The organism is Streptomyces sp. NBC_00704 (assembly GCF_036226605.1).
Taxonomy (GTDB): domain Bacteria; phylum Actinomycetota; class Actinomycetes; order Streptomycetales; family Streptomycetaceae; genus Streptomyces.
Map to the genome: position 1 here is coordinate 3133737 of NZ_CP109000.1, position 20815 is coordinate 3154551.

At 73.5% G+C, this 20815-nt stretch carries 13 protein-coding genes and 1 other RNA gene; 3 read left to right on the top strand and 11 right to left on the bottom strand.

The genetic code is table 11. The features are described 5' to 3' along the window. Nucleotides 1–45 precede the first annotated feature (45 nt). The 7 genes from OG802_RS13735 to ftsE form a co-directional block, all read right to left on the bottom strand. Nucleotides 46–2127, bottom strand: coding sequence for a bifunctional polysaccharide deacetylase/glycosyltransferase family 2 protein (locus OG802_RS13735; protein ID WP_329417046.1), 2082 nt, complete (start codon nt 2125–2127; stop codon nt 46–48). 1432 nt (nt 2128–3559) lie between these two features. Beyond that, a complete protein-coding gene (locus tag OG802_RS13740; RefSeq protein ID WP_329410482.1) occupies nt 3560–4234 on the bottom strand; it encodes a hypothetical protein in 675 nt (224 codons plus the stop codon). 971 nt (nt 4235–5205) lie between these two features. Next, nucleotides 5206–5593, bottom strand: a transfer-messenger RNA (tmRNA) gene (gene ssrA / locus OG802_RS13745). 111 nt (nt 5594–5704) lie between these two features. Beyond that, a complete protein-coding gene (gene smpB / locus OG802_RS13750) occupies nt 5705–6253 on the bottom strand; it encodes an SsrA-binding protein SmpB (RefSeq protein ID WP_329410484.1) in 549 nt (182 codons plus the stop codon). A gap of 68 nt (nt 6254–6321) precedes the next feature. Continuing rightward, a complete protein-coding gene (locus OG802_RS13755) occupies nt 6322–7506 on the bottom strand; it encodes a S41 family peptidase (RefSeq protein ID WP_329410486.1) in 1185 nt (394 codons plus the stop codon). Nucleotides 7507–7595: 89 nt separating this feature from the next. Next, on the bottom strand, nt 7596–8513 hold the full coding sequence (gene ftsX / locus OG802_RS13760) for a permease-like cell division protein FtsX (RefSeq protein WP_329410488.1): 918 nt from the start codon (nt 8511–8513) through the stop codon (nt 7596–7598). 60 nt (nt 8514–8573) lie between these two features. Continuing rightward, entirely contained in the window at nt 8574–9263 is a 690-nt protein-coding gene (gene ftsE, locus OG802_RS13765) for a cell division ATP-binding protein FtsE (RefSeq protein WP_020132390.1), read from the bottom strand. Between the two features lie 237 nt (nt 9264–9500). Between ftsE and OG802_RS13770 the strand changes: the two genes are divergently transcribed. After that, complete coding sequence (locus OG802_RS13770) at nt 9501–9695, top strand: hypothetical protein (protein WP_329410491.1); 195 nt, start codon at nt 9501–9503, stop codon at nt 9693–9695. Nucleotides 9696–9829: 134 nt separating this feature from the next. On the opposite strand, the gene OG802_RS13775 is transcribed toward OG802_RS13770, so the two are convergent. The 4 genes from OG802_RS13775 to OG802_RS13790 all read right to left on the bottom strand — a co-directional run bounded on the left by OG802_RS13775 (nt 9830) and on the right by OG802_RS13790 (nt 15278). Then, nucleotides 9830–10744, bottom strand: a complete 915-nt coding sequence (locus OG802_RS13775) for a hypothetical protein (protein ID WP_329410493.1) — start codon at nt 10742–10744, stop codon at nt 9830–9832. A gap of 273 nt (nt 10745–11017) precedes the next feature. Next, nucleotides 11018–12121, bottom strand: a complete 1104-nt coding sequence (prfB, locus tag OG802_RS13780; protein ID WP_329410495.1) for a peptide chain release factor 2 — start codon at nt 12119–12121, stop codon at nt 11018–11020. Between the two features lie 93 nt (nt 12122–12214). Beyond that, nucleotides 12215–13462: a serine/threonine-protein kinase gene (locus OG802_RS13785; RefSeq protein ID WP_329410497.1), complete on the bottom strand. Its 1248-nt coding sequence runs from the start codon at nt 13460–13462 to the stop codon at nt 12215–12217. 136 nt (nt 13463–13598) lie between these two features. Then, a complete protein-coding gene (locus OG802_RS13790) occupies nt 13599–15278 on the bottom strand; it encodes a serine/threonine-protein kinase (protein ID WP_329410499.1) in 1680 nt (559 codons plus the stop codon). 375 nt (nt 15279–15653) lie between these two features. On the opposite strand from OG802_RS13790, the gene OG802_RS13795 reads away from it, so the two are divergent. Next, the gene (locus OG802_RS13795; RefSeq protein ID WP_329417047.1) at nt 15654–19286 is read left to right on the top strand and encodes an FHA domain-containing protein; all 3633 of its coding nucleotides are present in this window, start codon (nt 15654–15656) and stop codon (nt 19284–19286) included. A gap of 145 nt (nt 19287–19431) precedes the next feature. After that, complete coding sequence (locus OG802_RS13800) at nt 19432–20814, top strand: ABC transporter substrate-binding protein (RefSeq protein ID WP_329410501.1); 1383 nt, start codon at nt 19432–19434, stop codon at nt 20812–20814. Nucleotide 20815 lies beyond the last annotated feature (1 nt).

Consider the following 20815-nt stretch of genomic DNA (forward strand, 5'->3'; position numbering starts at 1 on the left):
CGGGCAGTTCGGCCGTGGTCTCGGCGGAGTGGGGCGGACGGCTGCTCACAGGGCCGTTCCTCCGTCCGTGCTCATGGCCGGCGCGCCGGGCGGGGCGGCCACCTGGCCCTTGCGCCGCAGCTTCTGCCAGCGCAGCCGGCCGCCGGTGAGGGCGGTGATCCAGGACTGGAGCAGCACGATGTACATCAGCTGGCGGTACAGCATCTGCTGGAGCGGGAGGGAGATCAGCGGGGTGAGCCGCTCCTTGTCGAGCACGAAGGCGTAGGCCGCGCACCCGGCCTGGACGGCGAGGACGCCGAACCAGGCGGCGACCGTCCTGCCCGTCGGCCCGAAGAGCAGCCCGTAGACGAGGAAGAGGTCGATGAGCGGGGCGAGCAGCGGGGCGACCACCATGAACAGCGAGACGAGGGGCAGGCCGACGCGGCCGAAGCGGCCCGACGCTCCCCCCTCGACGATGGCCCGGCGGTGCTTCCAGATGGCCTGCATGGTGCCGTAGCACCAGCGGTAGCGCTGCGACCACAGCTGCTGGACGGACTCGGGGGCCTCGGTCCAGGCGCGCGCCTTCTCCGCGTACACGACGTGCCAGCCGTCCCGGTGGATGGCCATGGTGATGTCGGTGTCCTCGGCGAGGGTGTCGTCGCTCATGCCGCCGACGCGGTCGAGCGCGCTGCGCCGGAACGCCCCGACGGCGCCCGGGATGGTGGGCATGCAGCGCAGGACGTCGTACATGCGGCGGTCGAGGTTGAAGCCCATCACGTACTCGATGTGCTGCCACGCGCCGATGAGGGTGTCCTTGTTGCCGACCTTGGCGTTGCCGGCGACCGCGCCGACCCTGGGGTCGGCGAACGGCTGCACGAGCTCGCGGACCGTGGCCGGCTCGAACACGGTGTCGCCGTCCATCATGACGATGAGGTCGTGCCGGGCGTTGGCGATGCCCCGGTTGAGGGCGGCGGGCTTGCCGGCGTTGAGCTGCCGGACCACGCGGACGCCGGGCAGGCCGAGGTCCTCGACGATGCGGGCGGTGCCGTCGCTGGAGCCGTCGTCGATGACGAGGATCTCGATCGGGTGCTCGCTCCTCATCAGCGAACGCACCGTGTTCTCGATGCACTTGGCCTCGTTGTAGGCCGGGACGAGCACGGACGCCGGTTCGGTGACGGGCGCGTCGGGCCCCCAGACGAACCCCTTGCGCCGGGTCCGGCGGGTGTGGATCGCGGACAGCAGCAGCATGAGGCCGAAGCGGGCGAAGACGAGGACTCCGATGACGGCGAGGCCGACGACCAGGACGCCGGTGATGTCGTCGGAGGCGGCGACCAGGAAGACCCAGGCCTTGCCCTTCCACAGGTCGAGCCCGGTGACGGGGGTGTGCGCGCTGGGCGCGTGCAGGGCCTCGGTGAGGTTCTCGAACCGGTACCCGTCGGCCTGGAGCCGGGGCAGGTAGACGTCGAGGGCCTGGACGGTCTGGTGGCGGTCGCCGCCCGAGTCGTGCATGAGGACGATGGCGCCCTCGCCGTCCTTCGGGGTGGCGTTGCGGATGATCTGCCGCACGCCCGGCCGCTGCCAGTCCTCGCTGTCGGCGGTGGTGAAGACGGTGAGGTAGCCGCGGCTTCCCACGTACTCGGTGACCGGCCAGGACGCGTCGTCGAGGGCGTCCGCGGTGGAGGAGTAGGGCGGCCGGAACAGGGACGTGCGGATGCCCGCCGCCCCGGCCAGGGCCAGCTGGTTCTGGGTGAGTTCCCAGTCGATGCGCTTCTTCGACTGGTAGGAGAGGTCGGGGTGGTTGAAGGTGTGCAGCCCGATCTCGTGGCCCTCGTCCACCATCCGCCGCACCAGGTCGGGATAGCGGGAGGCCATGGTGCCGGTGATGAAGAAGACGGCGTGGACGTGGTGCTTCTTCAGGACGTCGAGGACCTCGGGGGTCCACCTCGGGTCGGGGCCGTCGTCGAAGGTGAGCACGATCCGGTGGTCCGGCACCTCCAGGCCGGTCTGCCGGCCGCCGCGGGTGTCGACCACCGGGCCGCCGTCGAGGATCTTCTCCGGCACCTTGTCGGAGGCGGCCTCGGGGCGGATGCGGTAGTCGGCGAGGATCTCGCTGTGCACGTAGCCGCGCAGCATCAGCATCGCCATCATCGCGAACAGCACGAGCAGCGGCAGCAGATGGCGCAGCCGCAGCGGCACCAGCCTCCGGCGCGGGGCGGACGGCTCGGAACCCCGGGGGTCGCCCCCGGCCGCGTGCCCGGGGCCCCGCCCGCGGGCCTGCCGCCCCCCGGACCGCCGGGCGGCCCGCCGCCCACCGGGCGGCTCGCCCCCCGACAGGCTCCCCGGCGGGGAGGAGACGGGCGCGGCCGGCCCGCCGGTCGCGTGCGCGGGCTGCCCGACGGGGGAACGCCGGGCCGAACGACGGCTGGTACGTGGTGCCATGAGAGGTGGTTCTCCGGGGACGAGAGGACGGACGGGCGGAGGGGTGGTGAGGCGGAAGGGGCGTGAGGCGGAAGGGTGGTGAGACGGAAGGGGCGTGAGGCGGTCGGGGGGACGGGGGAGGACTGGCGGGCGGGCGATCTGGCGGACGGGCGATCTGGCGGTCGGGCGGACGGGCGGACGGGCGGACGGGCGGACGGGCGGACGGGCGGACGGGCGGACGGGCGGACGGGCGGACGGGCGGACGGGCGGACGGGACTACGGAAGTTCGAGGCGGGACGGAGAGGCGGGGGCCGGGCTGGGGCGGGAGGGCGGTGGTCGGGCCGCGGCGGGGACGGTGAGCGGCGAGGTTGGTGGTGCGGGGCGGAGGGTGAGGGCCTTGGGGTCGACCCCGGTTCCGAACTCGGCTCCCTGAGCCGAGAGTTCGACTCCGCTTCGGAACTCGGGTCCCTGAGCCGGGGGTTCGATCCCGGCCCGGGACTTGGGCCGGGCCCGGAACTCAAGCCCGGCCCGGAACTCACACCCCGCCCCCTGATCTCGGCCCCAGGCCCCGGACTCAAGTCCCGGACCCCACCCGGGTGTCCCGGCCGCCCCCACCCCGGAGCCTCCGGCAGTTCCCGGTGTGGGCCGGGTCGCCGCCGGAGGTGCCAGCGGGTCCGGGCGGCCCCGCGAGCGGGACGCCTCCGGACTCCGGGGCCGGAGTCGGCCGTCGGATCCGCGAGTCAACGGCCGAACCTCGGAGCCGGTCGTCCGATGCGGAGGGGTGCCGGGCGGTGCGGACCGGGTCGCGGTCGCACGTCCGGGTTCCGGCCGCGAGGGGTCGGAGGCGAGGGCCGAGCGGGAGGCAGCCATGGTTCGGACCGCCGGGCGGACCGCCGGGCGGGCGCCGAACCGCCCGGTGGGACGGTGTGACCGACGGCCGCCGGGGTTCGGGTCGCCGGTTCGCACGCGGACGCGGGCCGGTGGGCCGCGCCGCGGGACCTGAGCGCCGCGCCGACACGGGCGCGCAGGACGCCGGTGCGGTGTCCGGGGCCGGCCTGTCGTCCCGCAGCCGCAGCCGCTGGACGGAACGGGACGGGCCGCGAGCCCGCGTCGGGCTCGAAGCGACGTCCCGGACACCGAACCGGTGTCCCGGCGGGCCCGTCTACGCTGCCGGGCTCGACGCCGCCGGGGCCGGTTCCTGCGGGCCGCCGGCGACGGTGGTGGAGGCCCCGCCGGCCGGGGACGGCGAGGACTCGGCCGGCGGCGAGGCGGCCGGTGAGGACGCGGGCGGCGGTGCGGACGGCGTCGGCGCGATCACCGGACTGCTGGGGCCGGGCGCCGCGGAGGCCGAGGCCGTCGGCCCGGCGCTCGGACGTGCGGACCCGCTCGCCGCCGGACGTGCCGCCGCGGACGCCCCGGCCGACGGAGCCGCGCTGCCCGAGGCCGTCGGCCCCGCGCTCGCCCCCGGCTTGCCCGGCGCCGCCCCCGTCGCGGAGGCGGTGGCCCCCGTGCCGCCCGGCACACCGGGACGGGGCATTCCGGGCCGCGCGGTACCGGAGCCGTCCGGTGCGGGCGTGCTGTCGACCTTGCCGGCCGCGGGCTTGTCGTCGCCCTGGCCCGGCACGGGCAGCGGCAGCCAGGGCGCACCGGCGTTGCCCGACAGCAGTGCGGCCACGATGACCACGGCGTAGGCCCCGCAGGCGGTGCCCACGAGGATGCCGATGCGGCGGAACGTGCGGCTGCGCCGGCCCGATTCGTCGACGAACACCGGGACGTCGGACGCGGCGTCCGAGCCGTCGGTCCGCCCCTGCTGGAGCGGATCGAGCTGGACCGTCACCTCGTCCGCGGCGCCGTCACCGGCGTCCGTGCCGGCGGGCGGCTCGCACCAGGGATCCCGCAGATCGCTCGACCGTTCGTTTTCGGAAAGCCCGTTCGAAACTCGCGCGGTCGCGAGCGGGGCGCTTTCGGGCGGTACATCCAACAAGGACCGGTACCTTCCGCCCTCTCCGGGGGCGGACATCAGGGATTGCCCCCCGGCCCCGGAAAGGCTCTGGGATGCTGCCCCCACGACCGGCACGTCCCGAGTGGACGGTGCCGCCTCGGGCCACTTCGATTGGGCGTCTTCTGGCCAATTCTTCACTTGCGCACTTCCCCCCACGGAACAGTTCTGGGTGCGCCACGACCCTGAGCACAGCCGATGAAACCAGGCCCCCACCCGGCTCTCGCGCCCCATTTACCCCATTGCGCTCAGGTCGACGAATCTAGCGCAGACATGAACCCCGCGTGCGCGATGTGTCACTTATGGTCAGAAGTCATGTTCATGCCTATGGCCGAAAACCGCCCCTGAACGGGCCACCCGCACCCCGTTTCGACACCTTCACGCCGGCCCGCACAGCGGACGAGGACGGCGCGAGCCGAGGGACCAGGCTCTTTCGCCGCAGGGGTGACACAGGGGACAAAGGGGCCGGATCGGGGAGGTCCGGGGGCAGCGGCCCAGGCATGGCCGGAAAGACACCTGACGCGAGGGGCTAAATGCCCGTTGCGTCGGAATCCGGGGAGTGTCCAGCCGTGGACGGCCTGCCCTCAGGCCGGCGTCAGCGTCGCCGGGAGCCGGTACCCCTGGAGAGGAGAGGGCTTCCGGGCGCTGCCTTGACGTCTTGACGCTCCCCGGATTCCGAGGCAGTCGTCGCCTCGCGCCGCCGCGGGGGGCCGTCACGTGCGGGTGGGTGCCGGCGCCCCAGGGGCCGGTGCCGCCGAACACAAAAAGACCCCGCCCCTGGGGGGCGAGGTCTTCATGTCACATGGGATGAGTGGAGATGGCGGGAATCGAACCCGCGTCCAACGGTGCAGAATCAGGGCTTCTCCGTGTGCAGTTCGCTGTGATTTTCTCGGCCCCGGCGATCACGCGAACAAGTCGCCGACGGGCCCAGTCACTGTTTGATTTCCCATCGAACCCCGTGACCGGGCTCGATGGTTTAGTCCCCTAGATTATGCCAGGATCCGGATCGGGAACACTTCCGGGCTGACACCCATTAGGGTCCTACACTCACTGCTTATTAGGCAGCGAGGGCGTAGGACTGGGAATCGCTCTTGATATTGGCGATTATTTTTTGCGACATATGGTTTACGAGATCATTGCCGCTTCCTCGACACGCTTCCCCTGCTTCGACAGTCGCTGTCGAAACCGATCATCCCCATGTTGATTTTTCAATCCCTCCGAGGAGGGCCCGTGCCCACTGCGGGGCACAGGTGCCATCGTACGTGACCAACGCACGCCGATGCCACCGTATTCCCCGCGGGCCGCTCGCTAGGCGTCCCGCTGCTTCCGCTTGGCCGCCGCGATCACCCGGTCCGTCTCCCGGCGGTCCTGCTTCTCCCGCAGGGTCTGCCGCTTGTCGTACTCCTTCTTGCCCCGGGCCAGCGCGATCTCGGCCTTCGCCCGGCCGTCCTTGAAATAGAGGGCGAGGGGCACGATCGTGTGTCCCGTCTCCTCCGACTTCACGGCGAGCTTGTCGATCTCCTCGCGGTGCAGCAGCAGCTTGCGCTTGCGGCGCGCCGAGTGGTTGGTCCAGCTGCCCTGGCTGTACTCGGGGATGTGGGCGGCGTGCAGCCACGCCTCGTCCCCCTCGATCTGCACGAAGCCGTCGGTCAGCGAGGCGCGGCCCTGGCGCAGCGACTTCACCTCGGTGCCGGTGAGGACGAGGCCCGCCTCGTAGACGTCGACGATCGCGTAGTCGTGCCGGGCCTTCTTGTTCTGCGCGACGATCTTGCGTTTGCCGTCCTTGGCCTTGCCGGACGGGGCGGCCCCGCCCTGCTTCGGCTGGGACTCCTTGGGTACGTACATTCCCTTGCTCATAGTCCCGCCATTTTCGCATCCGGAGGCGGTCCGAGGGAAAGCCGATTACGCGGTCGCCCGCGGCACGCTCAGGACGCGTCGCCCAGGCCGCTCAGCACGGTCTCCGCCCGCTTCAGCGCCCCGTCGTCCGCCTCCAGGTCGGGGGTGATGCCCCGGCCGTCGACGGCACGGCCCGACGGGGTGCGGTAGTGCCCCACGGTCAGCTCGGCGACCGAGCCGTCGGGGAGCCGGCGCGGCATCTGGACCGAGCCCTTGCCGAAGGTCCGCGAGCCCACCACGACCGCGCGGCCCCGGTCCTGCAACGCGCCGGTCAGCAGCTCGGCCGCGCTCATGGTGCCGCCGTCGACGAGCGCGACCAGCGGGCGGACGGTGTCGCCGCCGGCCTCGGCGTGCAGCACGCGCTGGTCGCCGTCGACGTCGTAGGTGGCGACGAGACCGCCGTCCAGGAAGGCGGAGGCAGCCGTGACGGCCTCGGTGACCAGTCCGCCGGAGTTGCCCCGCAGGTCCAGCACGATGCCGGCGCCGGGCGGGGCGTGCTCGACGGCGCCGCGGACGCTGTCGCCGACGCCCTTGGTGAACGCGGCGACGGTGATGACGGTGATGCCGCCGGAGAGCCGGTGGACGGCGACGGAGTCCGTGGACAGCAGCACCCGGCGCACGGTTTCGGTCCACGCGCGCGTGCCGCGCTCCAGGCCGAGACGGACGGCGGTGCCCGCGCGCGCGTCCTTCGCGTCACCGCGCAGTAAGGAGACGACGTCGGTGACCGGGAGGCCGTCCACGGACCGTCCGTCGACGCTGCGCAGCCGGTCGCCCGCACGGACCCCGGCGTCGGCGGCGGGGGAGCCGGACTGCACGCTGGTCACCTCGATCCGGCCGTCGCGCTCGCGCCGCGCCTCCAGCCCGACGCCGGTGTACCGGCCGTCGAGGGAGTCCTCGAACTCCTCGTACTCGCCCTCGGAGTAGACCGCCGCCCAGCGGTCGCCGCTGCGGCTCACGGCGCGCTCGGCGGCCTCCATCGGGGACTTGCCGTCCGCGGCGGCCTCCTCGGCGGCCCGCGTCACGGCCTCGGCGCGTCCGGCGGGGGCCGGGGCGGGGGCCGCGGCGGCGCCCGGGGAACGCGGGTGTCCCTCGCCCCACTGCTGCGGCAGCGAACCGGTCGCCGCTCCGGCGACGAGGACGCCGGCGAACACCAATGTCAGGGCGGCCCCGCGGCCGACACGGCGGGGCTGACAGAACAGGTCACGGCCTGACATGGCGGTGAGTCTAGGGGAACGCGAAGGGCCGTACGGTCGGTTGACCGTACGGCCCGGCGGGGTGTGCGTCACACTACGGGGCGTGTGCGTCACACCTTGAGGTACTTGCGCAGCGCGAAGAACGCGGCCAGGGCGGGCATCAGCACACTCGCGGCGAGGATCAGCGGGAGCTTCGTCAACACGGCGTCCCAGCCGATGAAGTTGATCAGATTGAGCTTCTCGGACAGTTCCATGCCGTGGTCGATGGTGAAGTACCGGCCGACGACGAGGAACACACAGGCCAGCCCGCCGCCGATCACACCGGCGACGGCGGCCTCCATGATGAACGGCGCCTGGATGTAGAACCCGGAGGCGCCGACCAGCCGCATGATCCCGGTCTCGCGCCGACGGCTGAACGCCGAGACCCGCACCGTGTTGACGATCAGCAGGAGGGCGACGATGAGCATGAGCGCCATCACCCCGAGCGCCGCCCGGTTCATCAGGTTCAGCAGCCCGAAGAGGTTGTCCAGGGTGCCCTTCTGGTCCTGCACCGACTGCACGCCGTCACGCCCGTCGAAGGCGGTCGCGATGACCTTGTACTTCTGCGGGTCCTTCAGCTTGATGCGGTACGACTCCTGCATCTGGTCCGGCGTGAGGGAGCCGGCCAGCGGGGAGTCGGAGAACTGCTCCTTGTAGTGCTTGTACGCCTCGTCCTGCGACTCGTACGTGACCGTGTCGACGACCGACATCTTCTTGAGGTCGGTGAGGATGTCCTTCTTCTGGTCCGCGGTCACCGCGCCCTTGGCACAGTGGGAGTCCGACTCCGCGTCGCTCTTGTTGCACAGGTAGACGGAGACGTTGACCTTGTCGTACCAGTAGCCCTTCATCGAGCTGACCTGATCGCTCATCAGGAGCGACCCGCCGAAGAGCGCCAGGGACAGGGCGACGGAGACGATGACGGCGAAGGTCATCGTCAGGTTGCGACGGAGACCTACGCCGATCTCCGACAGTACGAACTGGGCGCGCATGGCGTGTTGTTCAGGCCTTTCCGGGGACGTCCGCGGGGGCGGACGCGATGGCGGGGGCGGTCAGTGCTGGTAGCCGTAGACGCCGCGCGCCTGGTCGCGCACGAGGCGGCCCTGCTCCAGCTCGATGACGCGCTTGCGCATCTGGTCCACGATGTTCTGGTCGTGCGTGGCCATCAGCACGGTGGTGCCCGTCCGGTTGATCCGGTCGAGCAGCTTCATGATGCCGACCGAGGTCTGCGGGTCGAGGTTGCCGGTGGGCTCGTCCGCGATCAGCAGCTTGGGCCGGTTCACGAAGGCGCGCGCGATGGCCACGCGCTGCTGCTCGCCGCCGGACAGCTCGCCCGGCATGCGGTCCTCCTTGCCGCCGAGCCCGACGAGGTCGAGCACCTGCGGCACGGACTTGCGGATCTCGCCCTTGGACTTGCCGATGACCTCCTGCGCGAAGGCGACGTTCTCCGCGACCGTCTTGTTCGGCAGCAGCCGGAAGTCCTGGAAGACGGTGCCCAGCTGGCGGCGCATCTGCGGCACCTTCCAGTTGGAGAGGCGCGCGAGGTCCTTGCCCAGGACGTGCACCTGGCCGTGGCTGGTCCGCTCCTCGCGGAGGACCAGCCGCAGGAAGGTGGACTTTCCGGAGCCGGAGGACCCGACGAGGAAGACGAACTCGCCCTTCTCCACCTCGAGGGAGACATCCCTGAGTGCGGGGCGGGTCTGCTTGGGGTAGACCTTGGAGACGTTGTCGAATCGGATCACGGATGCACCACGGGTCGCCGGGGGTAGATGAGCGTGACCATACGCGAACCGGGGAGGGCGGCGCAGGCGTCGGGAGGGGTTGGTCGGGGCTTGTGCGTTTTTGTACGGGGCTTTGTGCCTCCCCCGCTCTTCGAGTGAGCCGCGCGGCCCCCGCAGGAACCTGGCACAGTGGAGGGGGAACGTTCCCGTTCCCCGAAGCGTTGTCTCGTTGGAACCGGTGCAAGGAGGGCGAGGCGCATGACGTACGACCGGCTGGTGTGCGCTAACTGCGCTGCGCCCGTGAGCGAGGGCCGGTGCCCCGTGTGCCGCGCGAACCGCGAGCGGCTGCAGCAACAGGAGAACTTCCTCGCGAACCTGAACCCGATGGCGCTGATCGCGCTGCTGGCGGTGCTGGTCGCGGCCCTGGCACTGCTGGCCCACCAGACCGTCTAGCCGGCCCCGAGCGGCGCTGTACGGCACACGGCATACGGCACACGCCATACGCGTGACGGGCCCGGAGCCAGTGGCTCCGGGCCCGTCACGTTTGCGTCATACATGCGTCACGTACGGTGACGGACGGGCTGCCGTCAGGCAGCGGCCCCGCCGCGGCCGGCCGCGAGACGCGGCAGCACGCGGAAGCCGATGCCGCCGGCGATCATGGTCGCGGCGCCGACGATCAGGAACGTGGTCTGGCCGGCGCCGGTCTCCGCCAGCTCCTTGCCGCCGCCCTGCGCGCTGTTGTCGGCGGCCACGTCCGAGGTGTCCGTCAGCGCGGAGCTGCCGACCTCCTGGGTCGAGGTGCCGTCGGTGTCGGTGCCGGAACCGCCGGTCGTGGAACCACCGGTCACCGAGCCGCCGCCGGTCGCGGAGCCGCCGGTGGAGTCGTCGCCCCCGGTCGTCGAGCCGCCGCCCGTCGTGGAGCCGCCGCCGGTGGTGCCGGTGCCGCCGGTCGTCGTGGACGAACCGCCCGTGGTGGAACCGCCGTTGGTGGAACCGCCGGTGGTCGTCGACGAGCCGCCCGTGGTCGAACCGCCGGTCGTCGTGGTGGAGCCGCCGGTGGTGGTGGAGCCGCCGACCGAGGCCGTGCCGCCCACGGAAGCCGTGCCCCCGACGGAGGCGGTGCCCCCGACGGAGGCGGTGCCGCCGACGGAAGCCGTGCCGCCCGCCGCGGTCGACTCACCCGTGGTGCCGGTGCCGCCCGTGGACGTGGTCGTCGAGCCGGTGGTGCCCTCGGTGGTGCCTTCCGTCGTGCCCTCGGTGGTGCCTTCCGTCGTGCCCTCGGTGGTGCCCTCCGTTGTGCCGCCGTCGGTGCAGATCCCGACCGGGCAGGGCTCCTTGCCCGTCTGCGGGGTGACGTCTCCGCCGGACGTCGACACCAGGCCGCTGAGACCGCCCTCGTCACCGGCGGCCGAGGCGACCCCGGCGACCGTCAGCGAGGCGCCCGCGGCGATCACGGCGCCGGCGGCTATGCGCGCGACCCGGATCCGCGTCTTCTTCGTCATATGGTTGCTACCCCCAGTAGCTGAATCGTCGATGAGGCCGCGCTCGGGGGCTGTGATCGACGGGGGTAGCTGAGATGCAGCTGAAGTCCCCCGGTTCACATGCGCCCCGAAGATACGCATGCCACACCGCACCCTCCCCATTTTCCGAAGCAGCGTCAAGGCCGTTGCGGGCGCAATGTCCAAGTCGGGGCGCTTTGCGCGATGTTGGTGCTGTGAATGTGACGTAAAAAGCAAACCGCCCCTGAATCAGAGGCGGTTACCGTGTCGACAAACCTACTTCTCCTGCTGCTTGCGCCAGCGAATTCCGGCTTCCAGGAACCCGTCGATCTCACCGTTGAACACGGCCTCGGGGTTGCCGACCTCGAACTCGGTGCGCAGGTCCTTGACCATCTGGTAGGGGTGCAGGACGTAGGAACGCATCTGGTTGCCCCAGGAGCTGCCGCCGTCCTTGAGGGCGTCCATCCTGGCCCGCTCCTCCTGGCGCTGACGCTCCAGCAGCTTCGCCTGGAGGACGTTCATGGCGGTCGCCTTGTTCTGGATCTGCGACCGCTCGTTCTGACAGGAGACGACGATGCCGGTGGGCAGGTGGGTCAGGCGCACCGCGGAGTCGGTGGTGTTGACGCCCTGGCCGCCGGGGCCGGAGGAGCGGTACACGTCCACGCGCAGCTCGGACTCGTCGATCTCGATGTGGTCGGTCTGCTCGACCACGGGGAGGACCTCGACGCCCGCGAAGGAGGTCTGACGGCGGCCCTGGTTGTCGAAGGGCGAGATCCGCACGAGGCGGTGGGTGCCCTGCTCGACGGAGAGCGTGCCGTAGGCGTACGGGATCTGCACGGCGAAGGTGGTCGACTTGATGCCGGCCTCTTCGGCGTACGACGTCTCGTAGACCTCGGTCTTGTAGCCGTGCTGCTCCGCCCAGCGCAGGTACATCCGCTGGAGCTTCTCGGCGAAGTCGGCCGCGTCGACGCCGCCGGCCTCGGCGCGGATGTTGACGAGCGCCTCACGGGCGTCGTACTCCCCGCTGAGGAGCGTGCGCACTTCCATCTCGTCGAGCGCCTTCTTGACGGAGGTGAGCTCGGACTCGGCCTCCGCGAGGGTGTCGGGGTCGTCCTCCTCCTGGGCCATCTCGAACAGCACGGCGAGATCGTCGATCCGCCCGCGCAGTGTGTCGGCCTTCCTGACCTCGGCCTGGAGGTGGGACAGCTTGCTGGTGATCTTCTGCGCCTCGTCCGGGTTGTCCCACAGGGACGGCGCGGCCGCCTGCTCCTCGAGCACGGCGATGTCTGCCCTCAGCTTGTCGAGGTCCAGAACGGCCTCGATCGACTCCATGGTCGAGGAGAGGGACTTGAGCTCTTCGGATACATCGACGACTGCCACGCCTCCCAGCGTAACGGCTCCGCCAACCGGGGAGCGCCGGGCACCGCCCCGGAGCCCGCACGGCCCAGGGTCCGGGGCCCGCCCCGCCGGGCGTCACGGTGTCGTCGGCGCCGAGTTCTTCGTGTCCTGGGGGTTCGCGCCCGCGTCGTCGCCGGAGGTGGCCGCCCACGTGCCGACCCCGACCGCCGCCGCCAGCGCGGCCGCGGCCACGCCGAGCGTGATCCGGCGGCGCCGGGTGGCGGAACGGTTCCGTGCCGACCCCGGACGCGGCGCGCCCGCCGCCCTGGGCACCCGTGCGGTGCCGTGCGCGCCGCCGGCCAGCTCGTCCGGGGCGGGCACCCGCATCGACGTGTGGGTGTCCCGGTTGGAGTCGGGCTTGGCGTTCGGCACCAGCGGGACCGAGCCGCGCCGCACCCGCCCGCCGGCCGCCTCGGCGGCCGGCGCGGAGGCGGCGGCCTCGGCGGGCTCGCCCTCCTCCGGCTCGGTGTCGGGCTCGTCGACGTCCAGCGGAGGCATCCCGGCCAGCATCGGCAGCTGCTCGCGCAGCCGCGCCGCCAGCTCGGAGGCGCGCAGCCGGGAGGCCGGCGCCTTGGCCAGGCACTGCACGATCAGCTGCCACAGTTCGTCCGGGATGCCGGGCAGGGGGGCGACGGACTCCGTGACGTGGCGGCGCAGCACCGCGCCCGGGTGGCCGCCGCCGAACGGGGTGAAGCCGGCGAGCAGCTCGTACAGGACGGTGGCGAGGGCGTAGATGTCGACGGAGGCGCGCGGCGGCAGGCCCTCCACGATCTCGGGCGCCAGGTAGTCCGGCGTGCCGATGATCTTGGTGGCGCGGGTCCGTTTGGGGGTGTCGATCAGTTTGGCGACGCCGAAGTCCGTCAGCAGGGCGCGGTGCGAGCCGCCCGGGCCGAGCGGTCCCTGCATGTCGAGCAGGATGTTCTCGGGCTTCACGTCGCGGTGCACGATCCCGGCCGCGTGCGCGGCGGCGAGCCCTTCGGCGACGTCCGCGACGATGGCGACGGCGGCCTCGGGGGCGAGGCGCCGGTCCCGGTCGAGGCGGGTGCGCAGGTCCGTGCCCCGGACCAGGTCCATGACCAGCGCCAGGTCGTTGCCGTCGACGACCAGGTCGCGCACGGAGACGACATGGGGGTGCTCCAGGCCGAGCAGCGCCGTGCGCTCCTGCACGAAGCGGCCCACGAGCTCCTCGTCGGAGGCGAGGTCCTCGCGCAGCAGCTTGACGGCGACGGGCCCCTCCGGTCCCTCGCCCAGCCACACCGTGCCGGCGCTGCCCCGTCCCAGGATCTGGTGGGCGGTGTACCGGCTGCCGATCTTCCGTGCCAAGGCTGCTCCTACAGACGCGTGTTGCCCATCAAAGTACGCGTCCCGGGAGCCAACCTTCACCGCGGAGACGGAAATCACCCGCCAGATGTCGACAAGTAAACAAACTCGTGGTCAGGGGCGGTCCGGCGTCCGGCGGTCAGTTCGTGGAGCCGCCCGTCGAGTCGGCCAGATCGCCGATCCAGCCGGCGACGTCGCCGATCCAGCCGGTGATCAGGTGCCAGTAGCTCTTGCTCGTGCCGATCCAGTCCTGCAGCGGGCTCAGCTCCCAGACCAGCCAGCCGGCCACGAACAGGATGACGATCGTGAACAGGCAGCCCTTCAGACAGCCCAGGCCCGGGATCCGCATCGGGTTGGCGCTGCGCTGCCGGGGCTCGCGCGGCTGCCGGGGCTCCGGCGCGGGCCGCTGCCGCGGCTGCTGCTGGGGCGGCGGCGCGTACCGCTGCGGCTGGGGCTGCTGGGGCTGTGGGGTCGCGTACCGCTGTTGCTGCTGCGGATGCTGCTGATGCGGCTGCTGCCCGGGGTATCCGTAGCCGGGCTGCTGCTGCGGCTGCTGCCGGGGCTGCTGCGGCTGCTGCTGGGGGCGGGAGACCGGCCGCTGGGGGCGGCGGCGCAGCGGGTCGTCGTCGGGGTCGAGGTACTGCTGGACCTGGGTCTGCTCGTTGCGGTCGCGGGCGCCCTGCATCTGGGACTGCCAGGGGTGCGGCTGCTCCGGGGGCCGCGCCGGTCCGCCGTACTGGCCCGGCGGCACCGGCGGCAGGACGGCCGTCGGGTCGGCGGCCCCCTGCGGACCGCCCGTGCGGGGCAGGACGGCGGTGGGGTCGGCGGCGCCCGCGGGGCCCGCCGTGTGCGGCAGGACGCTGGTCGCGGCGTTCGGGTCGTAGGCGCCGCCCGGCACGGTGGCGGGCGCCGGGTCGGGCGCGAGCAGGTGGCCGACGCCGTCGGCGGCCGCGATCTGCATGGAGTTGGCGTGCACGCCGATGCCCTCGGCGACGATCCGCAGCCCGCGCGCGAGGTTCTCGGCGCTCGGCCGGTGGTCGGGGTTCTTGCTCAGACAGCGCTGGATGACCGTCCAGAGCGGGTCCGGGACCGTGGAGGGGCGGCGCGGCTCGGCGCTCAGGTGCTGGTGCAGGACCTCCAGGGCAGAGCCCCCGGAGAACGGCGGACGGCCGGTGACCAGCTCGTACATCAGGATGCCGGCGCCGTAGACGTCGACGGCGGAGGTCTGCGGGCGGCCCTCGGCGGACTCCGGGGCGACGTACGCGGGCGTGCCGACGAACTCGCTGGTGCGGGTCAGGCCCGGGGAGTCGGCGAGGCGCGCGATGCCGAAGTCGGTGAGCAGCGGGTGCATCTGGCCGCCGTCCTGCTTGAGCAGGACGTTGGCCGGCTTCAGGTCGCGGTGCACGACGCCGTCGGCGTGGCTGGCGGCGAGCGCGTCGGCGATCTGGGCGGTGAGCAGGGCCGCCGCGACGGGCGTGAAGGGGCCGTTCTCGCGCAGGTAGCGGTGCAGGTCGGGGCCTTCGACGAGGTCCATGACCAGGGCCAGCAGATCGCCCTCGACGACCAGGTCGCGGACCCGGACGATGTTGGGGTGGGTCAGGCGCAGCAGGACGGAGCGCTCGCGCAGGAAGCGCATCACGACGTCGGGGTCGTTCGCGAGCTCCTCCTTGAGGACCTTGATCGCGACGGTCTCCCCGGGCTGGCCCGCGACGGCCGCCTCGGCGCCCGCGGTCTCCCGCTGGCGGGCTCGCCAGACGGTGCCCGTGGCGCCGCGCCCGAGTGGCTCCTCGAGCAGGTACTTGCTGCCTACCGGCCGCACGTCATGCGCTCCCTGCTGCTTGCTCGTCGGACTCGCCGGCCCTTCGGCCCCGCTCGTCCGTCCCGCCAGTGTTCCGACCACTGTAGTGCCGGGATGCGGACACCGGGCGGTCGTCGAGGTCGTCCCTCGCTCCGCGGGAAGACGCTCGGCCCGGTCTTCCCGGTTGCCCCGGCCGGACGTGACCGATCTCAACTGATCGTCGGTGACGCACCCGGCAGGCACTTTTGCGGGCAGAGCCGACCAATCAAGATCACTTGTCCTCGGGAGAGGGGCGCGTTGTCAGTGACAGGTGCGAGGATGCCTGGAGTACTGGCCGCTGTGCTCGTGTGGGGTGGGGGGAAGCCCGCGCCCGTGCAGAAGGGACCGCTGACGGCGATGCAGATCCGGCTGACCGTCGTAGACCCGACGGGCGCGCCCGCCGATTCCCGGCCCCGCGCCGCGAGCTGCGACGTGCTGGTCACGGCGCCCGCCGGCACGGCCCTGGCGGCGGTGTCGTCCGCGCTGGCCGCGGCGGTCTGCGGGGAGGGCGCCGCACCGGCCCCGTCCTCGGCTGCGGTCGTGCTCTACGCGGGCGTGGAGCGGCTCGACGCCCAGCGCTGCACCCTGGGCGAGCCCCCGCTGACCGACGGCGCGGTGCTGTCCCTGGGTGCCCCGGCCGATCCCGAGCCGCATCCCGAGGTCGACGACGCCCCGGCCCGGCTGCACGTGGTGGCCGGTCCCGACGCGGGCGGGGTCCATCTGCTGCACGGCGGGCAGGTCCGGGTGGGCCGCTCGGCCGACGCCGACGTGCCGCTCGACGACCCGGACGTGTCGCGTCTGCACTGCGCGGTGACGCTGTCGCCGGAGGGCCGGGTCACGGTGGCCGACCTGGGCTCCACCAACGGCACCACGCTGGACGGCGCGCCGGTGCGGCAGCGTCCCGTCCGCCTGGCTCCGGGGGCCCTGCTGCGCGTGGGCGAGTCGGCGCTGCGTCTGGCGCCGCCCGGCGGGCCGGGCCCCCGGGTGGCGACCACGCCGGACGGCGAGGGCCATGTCCGCGTCCCCTGCGGGGGCACGGCGGAGCAGAGCGCGCAGGGGGCGCCCGCGCGCGTGAACGGCGCGGGTACGCCGGACGGCGGCGGCGGTAGCACGGGCGGCGGCGCGGCCGCGGGCCGCCCGCAGGGCTCCTCCGGGCCCGCCTCCGGCGCCACCGGCCCGGCCGGGCCCACCTCGCACGTCCAGGGCACGGTCGACTGGAGCGGCGCTCCCGCGGCGCGGGGCGCGGTCCCCGAACCGCGTCGGCAGGGCTCCGGGGGCGCGCCCCTCGCGTCCGGCGTGGTGCCGGGCCAGGGCGCGGCCCCGCACATCGAGAGCCGCCCCGGCGGCGAGGCGCACCCGTCCGGTCCGGCCCGCCCGTCCGGGCGGGGCGCGGTCTCCCCCGGCGGAGCGTCCGAGGGGGGCGAGGCCGCGCCGGCGACCCACGGGGGCCGTGCCGGGCTCGGCTCCTTCGCCACCGGCGACGACGCCGTCCGCGGCCCGCACGGCGCACCCGACGACACGGCCGCCCACGCACGCCCCTCGTCGATGGGCGGCGACCATGACGGCGGCGCCGCCGAGCACGGCCTCGACGACGGGCCGGGCGGTTCCGGCCGCCGCAAGGGCACCCCGCTGCGCGGCACCGACGTGCCCCCGGGGCTGCGCAGGCGCGGGGGCGGCCTGTCCGCGTGGGCGCGGCGGCTGGCCGGCGGCCGCGGCCCGGCGGCCGGCCTCGCGGACGCCGGGGCCGACGAGGAGCCGCAGGCCGGAGCCGAGCCGCAGCCGGCCGCCGCGCCCACGCCCGTGGCCGCTCCCGAGACCTGGCCGGACCCGGCGGCGCTGCTGCTGACGGCGCTGGGGCCGGGCCCCCGGCTGTGGGAGCGCGGGCCCGGGCACCCGGAGGCGCTCGCGGTGCGGCTGGGCACGGCCGACCGGCCCGCGCCGGACGGCTCGGGCCTGCTGCCCGCCGTCCCGGTGACCGCGGGTCTGCGCGAGGTCGGGGCGCTCGGACTGGCCGGGCCACGGCCTCGACTGGCCGGGCTGGCGCGCGCGGTGATCGCCCAGCTCGCCGCGCTGCACTCCCCCGAGACGCTGGAGATCGTCCTGATCAGCACGGACCGCGCGCGGTCCGAGGCGGAACGCACCGCCGAGTGGTCCTGGCTGGGCTGGCTGCCCCAGTTGCGTCCCGGCCACGGCCAGGACTGCCGCCTCCTCCTCGCCTACGACCGCGACCAGGCCACGGCCCGCGCGGACGAACTGCTGCGCCGCCTGGAGGACTGCCTGTCCGACAGCCCGGCCGGCGACGTTCCGGCGCCTGCGCTGAGCGGCGCCGCCCGCCGCCCCTCCTGGGCCCTGGCGGACGACTCGGCCGACGGCGCCTTCCCCGGCCCGTACACGGTGGTCGTCGTGGACGGCGACCCGGGCGGCGCGGATCTGCGCGAGGCGGTGGCACGGCTCGCGGTGGCCGGTCCGCGCGCCGGCGTCCACGTCGTCTGCCTGGCGGAGACGCCCGCCGCCTCCCCCTCCTCCCCGGTGTCGCAGACGTACGAGGCGGCCTGCGCGGCGGCGCCCACGTTCCGCGCGTGCGGGGCGGTCGCCCTGCTCAGCGGTGACGTGGCGACGGCGCTGCGGCTGTTGCGGGTGGCACCTGCCGGGGCGCGGACGGAGCGGCCCGGCCCGGTGGGCCCCGGCACGGTCGGCGCGGTGGACGCCGTCTCCCTCGCCTGGGCCGAACGCTTCGCGCGGGCCCTCGCGCCGCTGCGTCCGGACGGCGCGGGCGGCGACGTCGAGCGGCACCCCCGGGTGTCGGCGCCGCTGCCCCCGTCCGCCCGCCTGCTCGACGAACTGGGTCTCGCCCGGGCCACCCCCGCCTCCCTGATGGCCCGTTGGGCGGACGCGGCCGACGACGCCGACGCGCTCGGCGGCAGGGCGTGGGCCGTGCTGGGCGCCGGGCCGCGCGGCCCGGTGGGCGTGGATCTGGCGGCCGAGGGCCCTCATCTGCTGGTCGAGGGACCGGCCGGCAGTGGGCGCACGGAGCTGCTGCGGGCCGTCGTCGCCTCGCTGGCCGCCGCCGAGCGGCCGGAACGGCTGAGCGTCATCCTGCTGGACGGCCGCGACACCGTCGGCAAGGGCGGCGGCACTCCCGGCGACGGACTGCGGGTCTGCACGGACCTGCCGCACGTCACCGCCCATCTCACCGCCAACGACCCGGTCCGCATGCGGGAGTTCGCGCAGTCGCTGAGCGCCGAGCTGAAGCGGCGGGCCGAGTTGCTGGGCCGCTCCGACTTCGCGGAGTGGCACACGCACCGCGCGGTCTCCGGCCGCATCGTGCCGCAGCGCACCGCCAAGCCCCAGCGCGCCGCGAGTGCGCCGCACGCCCCGGCCGCGGGCGCGGTCGGCGGCGCCGCCGACCTCGACGCCCCGCCGAGCTCCACCCTGAGGCTGCGTCCGGGGGCGGCGGCCCGTCAGCAGCAGGCCGAGGCCACGCCCCCGCTGCCCCGTCTGGTCGTGGTGGTCGACGATCTGGACGCGCTGGTCTCCCCCGCCCTCGGCTCGCCGGGCAGGCCCGCGGCCGGTTCGGTGATGCGCGCGCTGGAGGCGGTGGCCCGCGAGGGCGAGCGGCTCGGCGTGCACCTGGTCGCGGCGAGCGGCCCCGGGGGGCGTGCGGCGGAGTCGGAGCCGGCCCGCCGCTCCACCGTCCGGATCACGCTGGAGGCTCCCGCGTCCGGCCCGGACGCGCCCGCGCCGGGCCGTGGCCGCCTCAGGGGCGCGGACGGCCGGCTCACCCCGTTCCAGGGCGGTCGCGTCACGGGCCGCATCCCCCGCACGGCGACCCTGCGTCCCACGGTGGTCCCCCTGGAGTGGGCCCGGATGGGCGACCCGCCGGCCCGCAGACCGGTACGGGAACTGGGCAACGGGCCCACCGACCTGGCGCTGCTGGCCAGTGCCCTGGAGCGGGCGGCACGCCACCCCAGCCCGTCCGGCGTCCACTGAGCGGGACGCCCCGGCGCCGATCACGACGCGGTCACGATCCCCCGCTTGACAGGGCGGGCGCTCTTGCCGACCCCGGTCACCCGGCGTAGACCAGTGCCACGGGACAGCGCTCAACGTTCGACGAGGAACGAAGAACGGGGCAGTGATGCGCAGCACGAGCAGCACCATCCGCACACGCGGGACCGTGAAAGCGGCCGCCACGGTCCTGGCGGGAGCCCTCGCGCTCTCGCTCACGGCGTGCGGCGGCGACGACGACAAGAGCAACGGCACCGACGGCGGCACGGGGACCAAGGACTCCGGCAGCACGCTCTCCCTGCCCAAGCTGGACGGCACCACGCTGGAGGTGGCCGCGGTCTGGACGGGCACGGAGCAGGCGAACTTCAAGAAGGTGCTCGCCGAGTTCGAGAAGCGCACCGGCGCGAAGATCACCTTCGTGCCCGCGCAGGACCCGATCATCAACTTCCTGGGCTCGAAGATCGCGGGCGGTTCGCCGCCGGACGTGGCCATGCTGCCGCAGCCCGGCGCCATCAAGCAGGCCGCCGACAAGGGCTGGGCCAAACCGCTGGGGGCCGAGGCCCAGGCACAGCTCGCCAAGAACTACTCGCAGGGCTGGCAGGACATCGGCAAGGTCGGCGGCAAGCAGTACGGCGTCTACTACAAGGCGGCCAACAAGTCGCTGATCTGGTACAACGCCAAGGTCTTCGAGAACGCGGGCGCGTCCGAGCCCAAGACGTGGAAGGACCTGCTGACCACCGCGCAGACGGTGTACGACTCCGGCGTCACCCCGTTCTCGGTCGGCGGCGCCGACGGCTGGACGCTCACCGACTGGTTCGAGAACGTCTACCTCTCCCAGGCGGGCCCGGAGAAGTACGACCAGCTGGCCCAGCACAAGATCAAGTGGACGGACCCCTCCGTCAAGGAGGCGCTGACCACGCTCGCCCAGGTCTGGGGGAAGAAGGACTGGATCGCGGGCGGCGCGAGCGGCGCGCTGCAGACCGAGTTCCCCGCCTCGGTGACCCAGACGTTCACCGGCGGCGACCAGCCGAAGGCGGCCATGGTCTACGAGGGCGACTTCGTGCAGGTCAACATCGCCGACACCAAGTCCAAGGTGGGCACGGACGCCAAGGTGTTCCCGTTCCCGACGGTCGGCGCCACCGCGCCGGTGGTCTCGGGCGGCGACGCGGCCGTCGTCCTGAAGGACTCCAAGGGAGCGCAGGCGCTGGCCACGTTCCTGGCCTCGCCGGACGCGGCGCAGATCCAGGCCAAGCTGGGCGGCTACCTCTCGCCGAACAAGAACGTCGACGTCTCCGTGTACCCCAACGACGTCCAGCGCACGATCGCCAAGGCGCTGGTCGCGGCCGGCGACGACTTCCGCTTCGACATGTCCGACCAGGCGCCGCAGGCGTTCGGCGGCACGCCCGGCAAGGGCGAGTGGAAGGACCTGCAGGACTTCCTGAAGAACCCGTCGGACGTGGCCGGCATCCAGGCGAAACTGGAGTCGGACGCGGCGGCCGCGTACGGGAACTGAC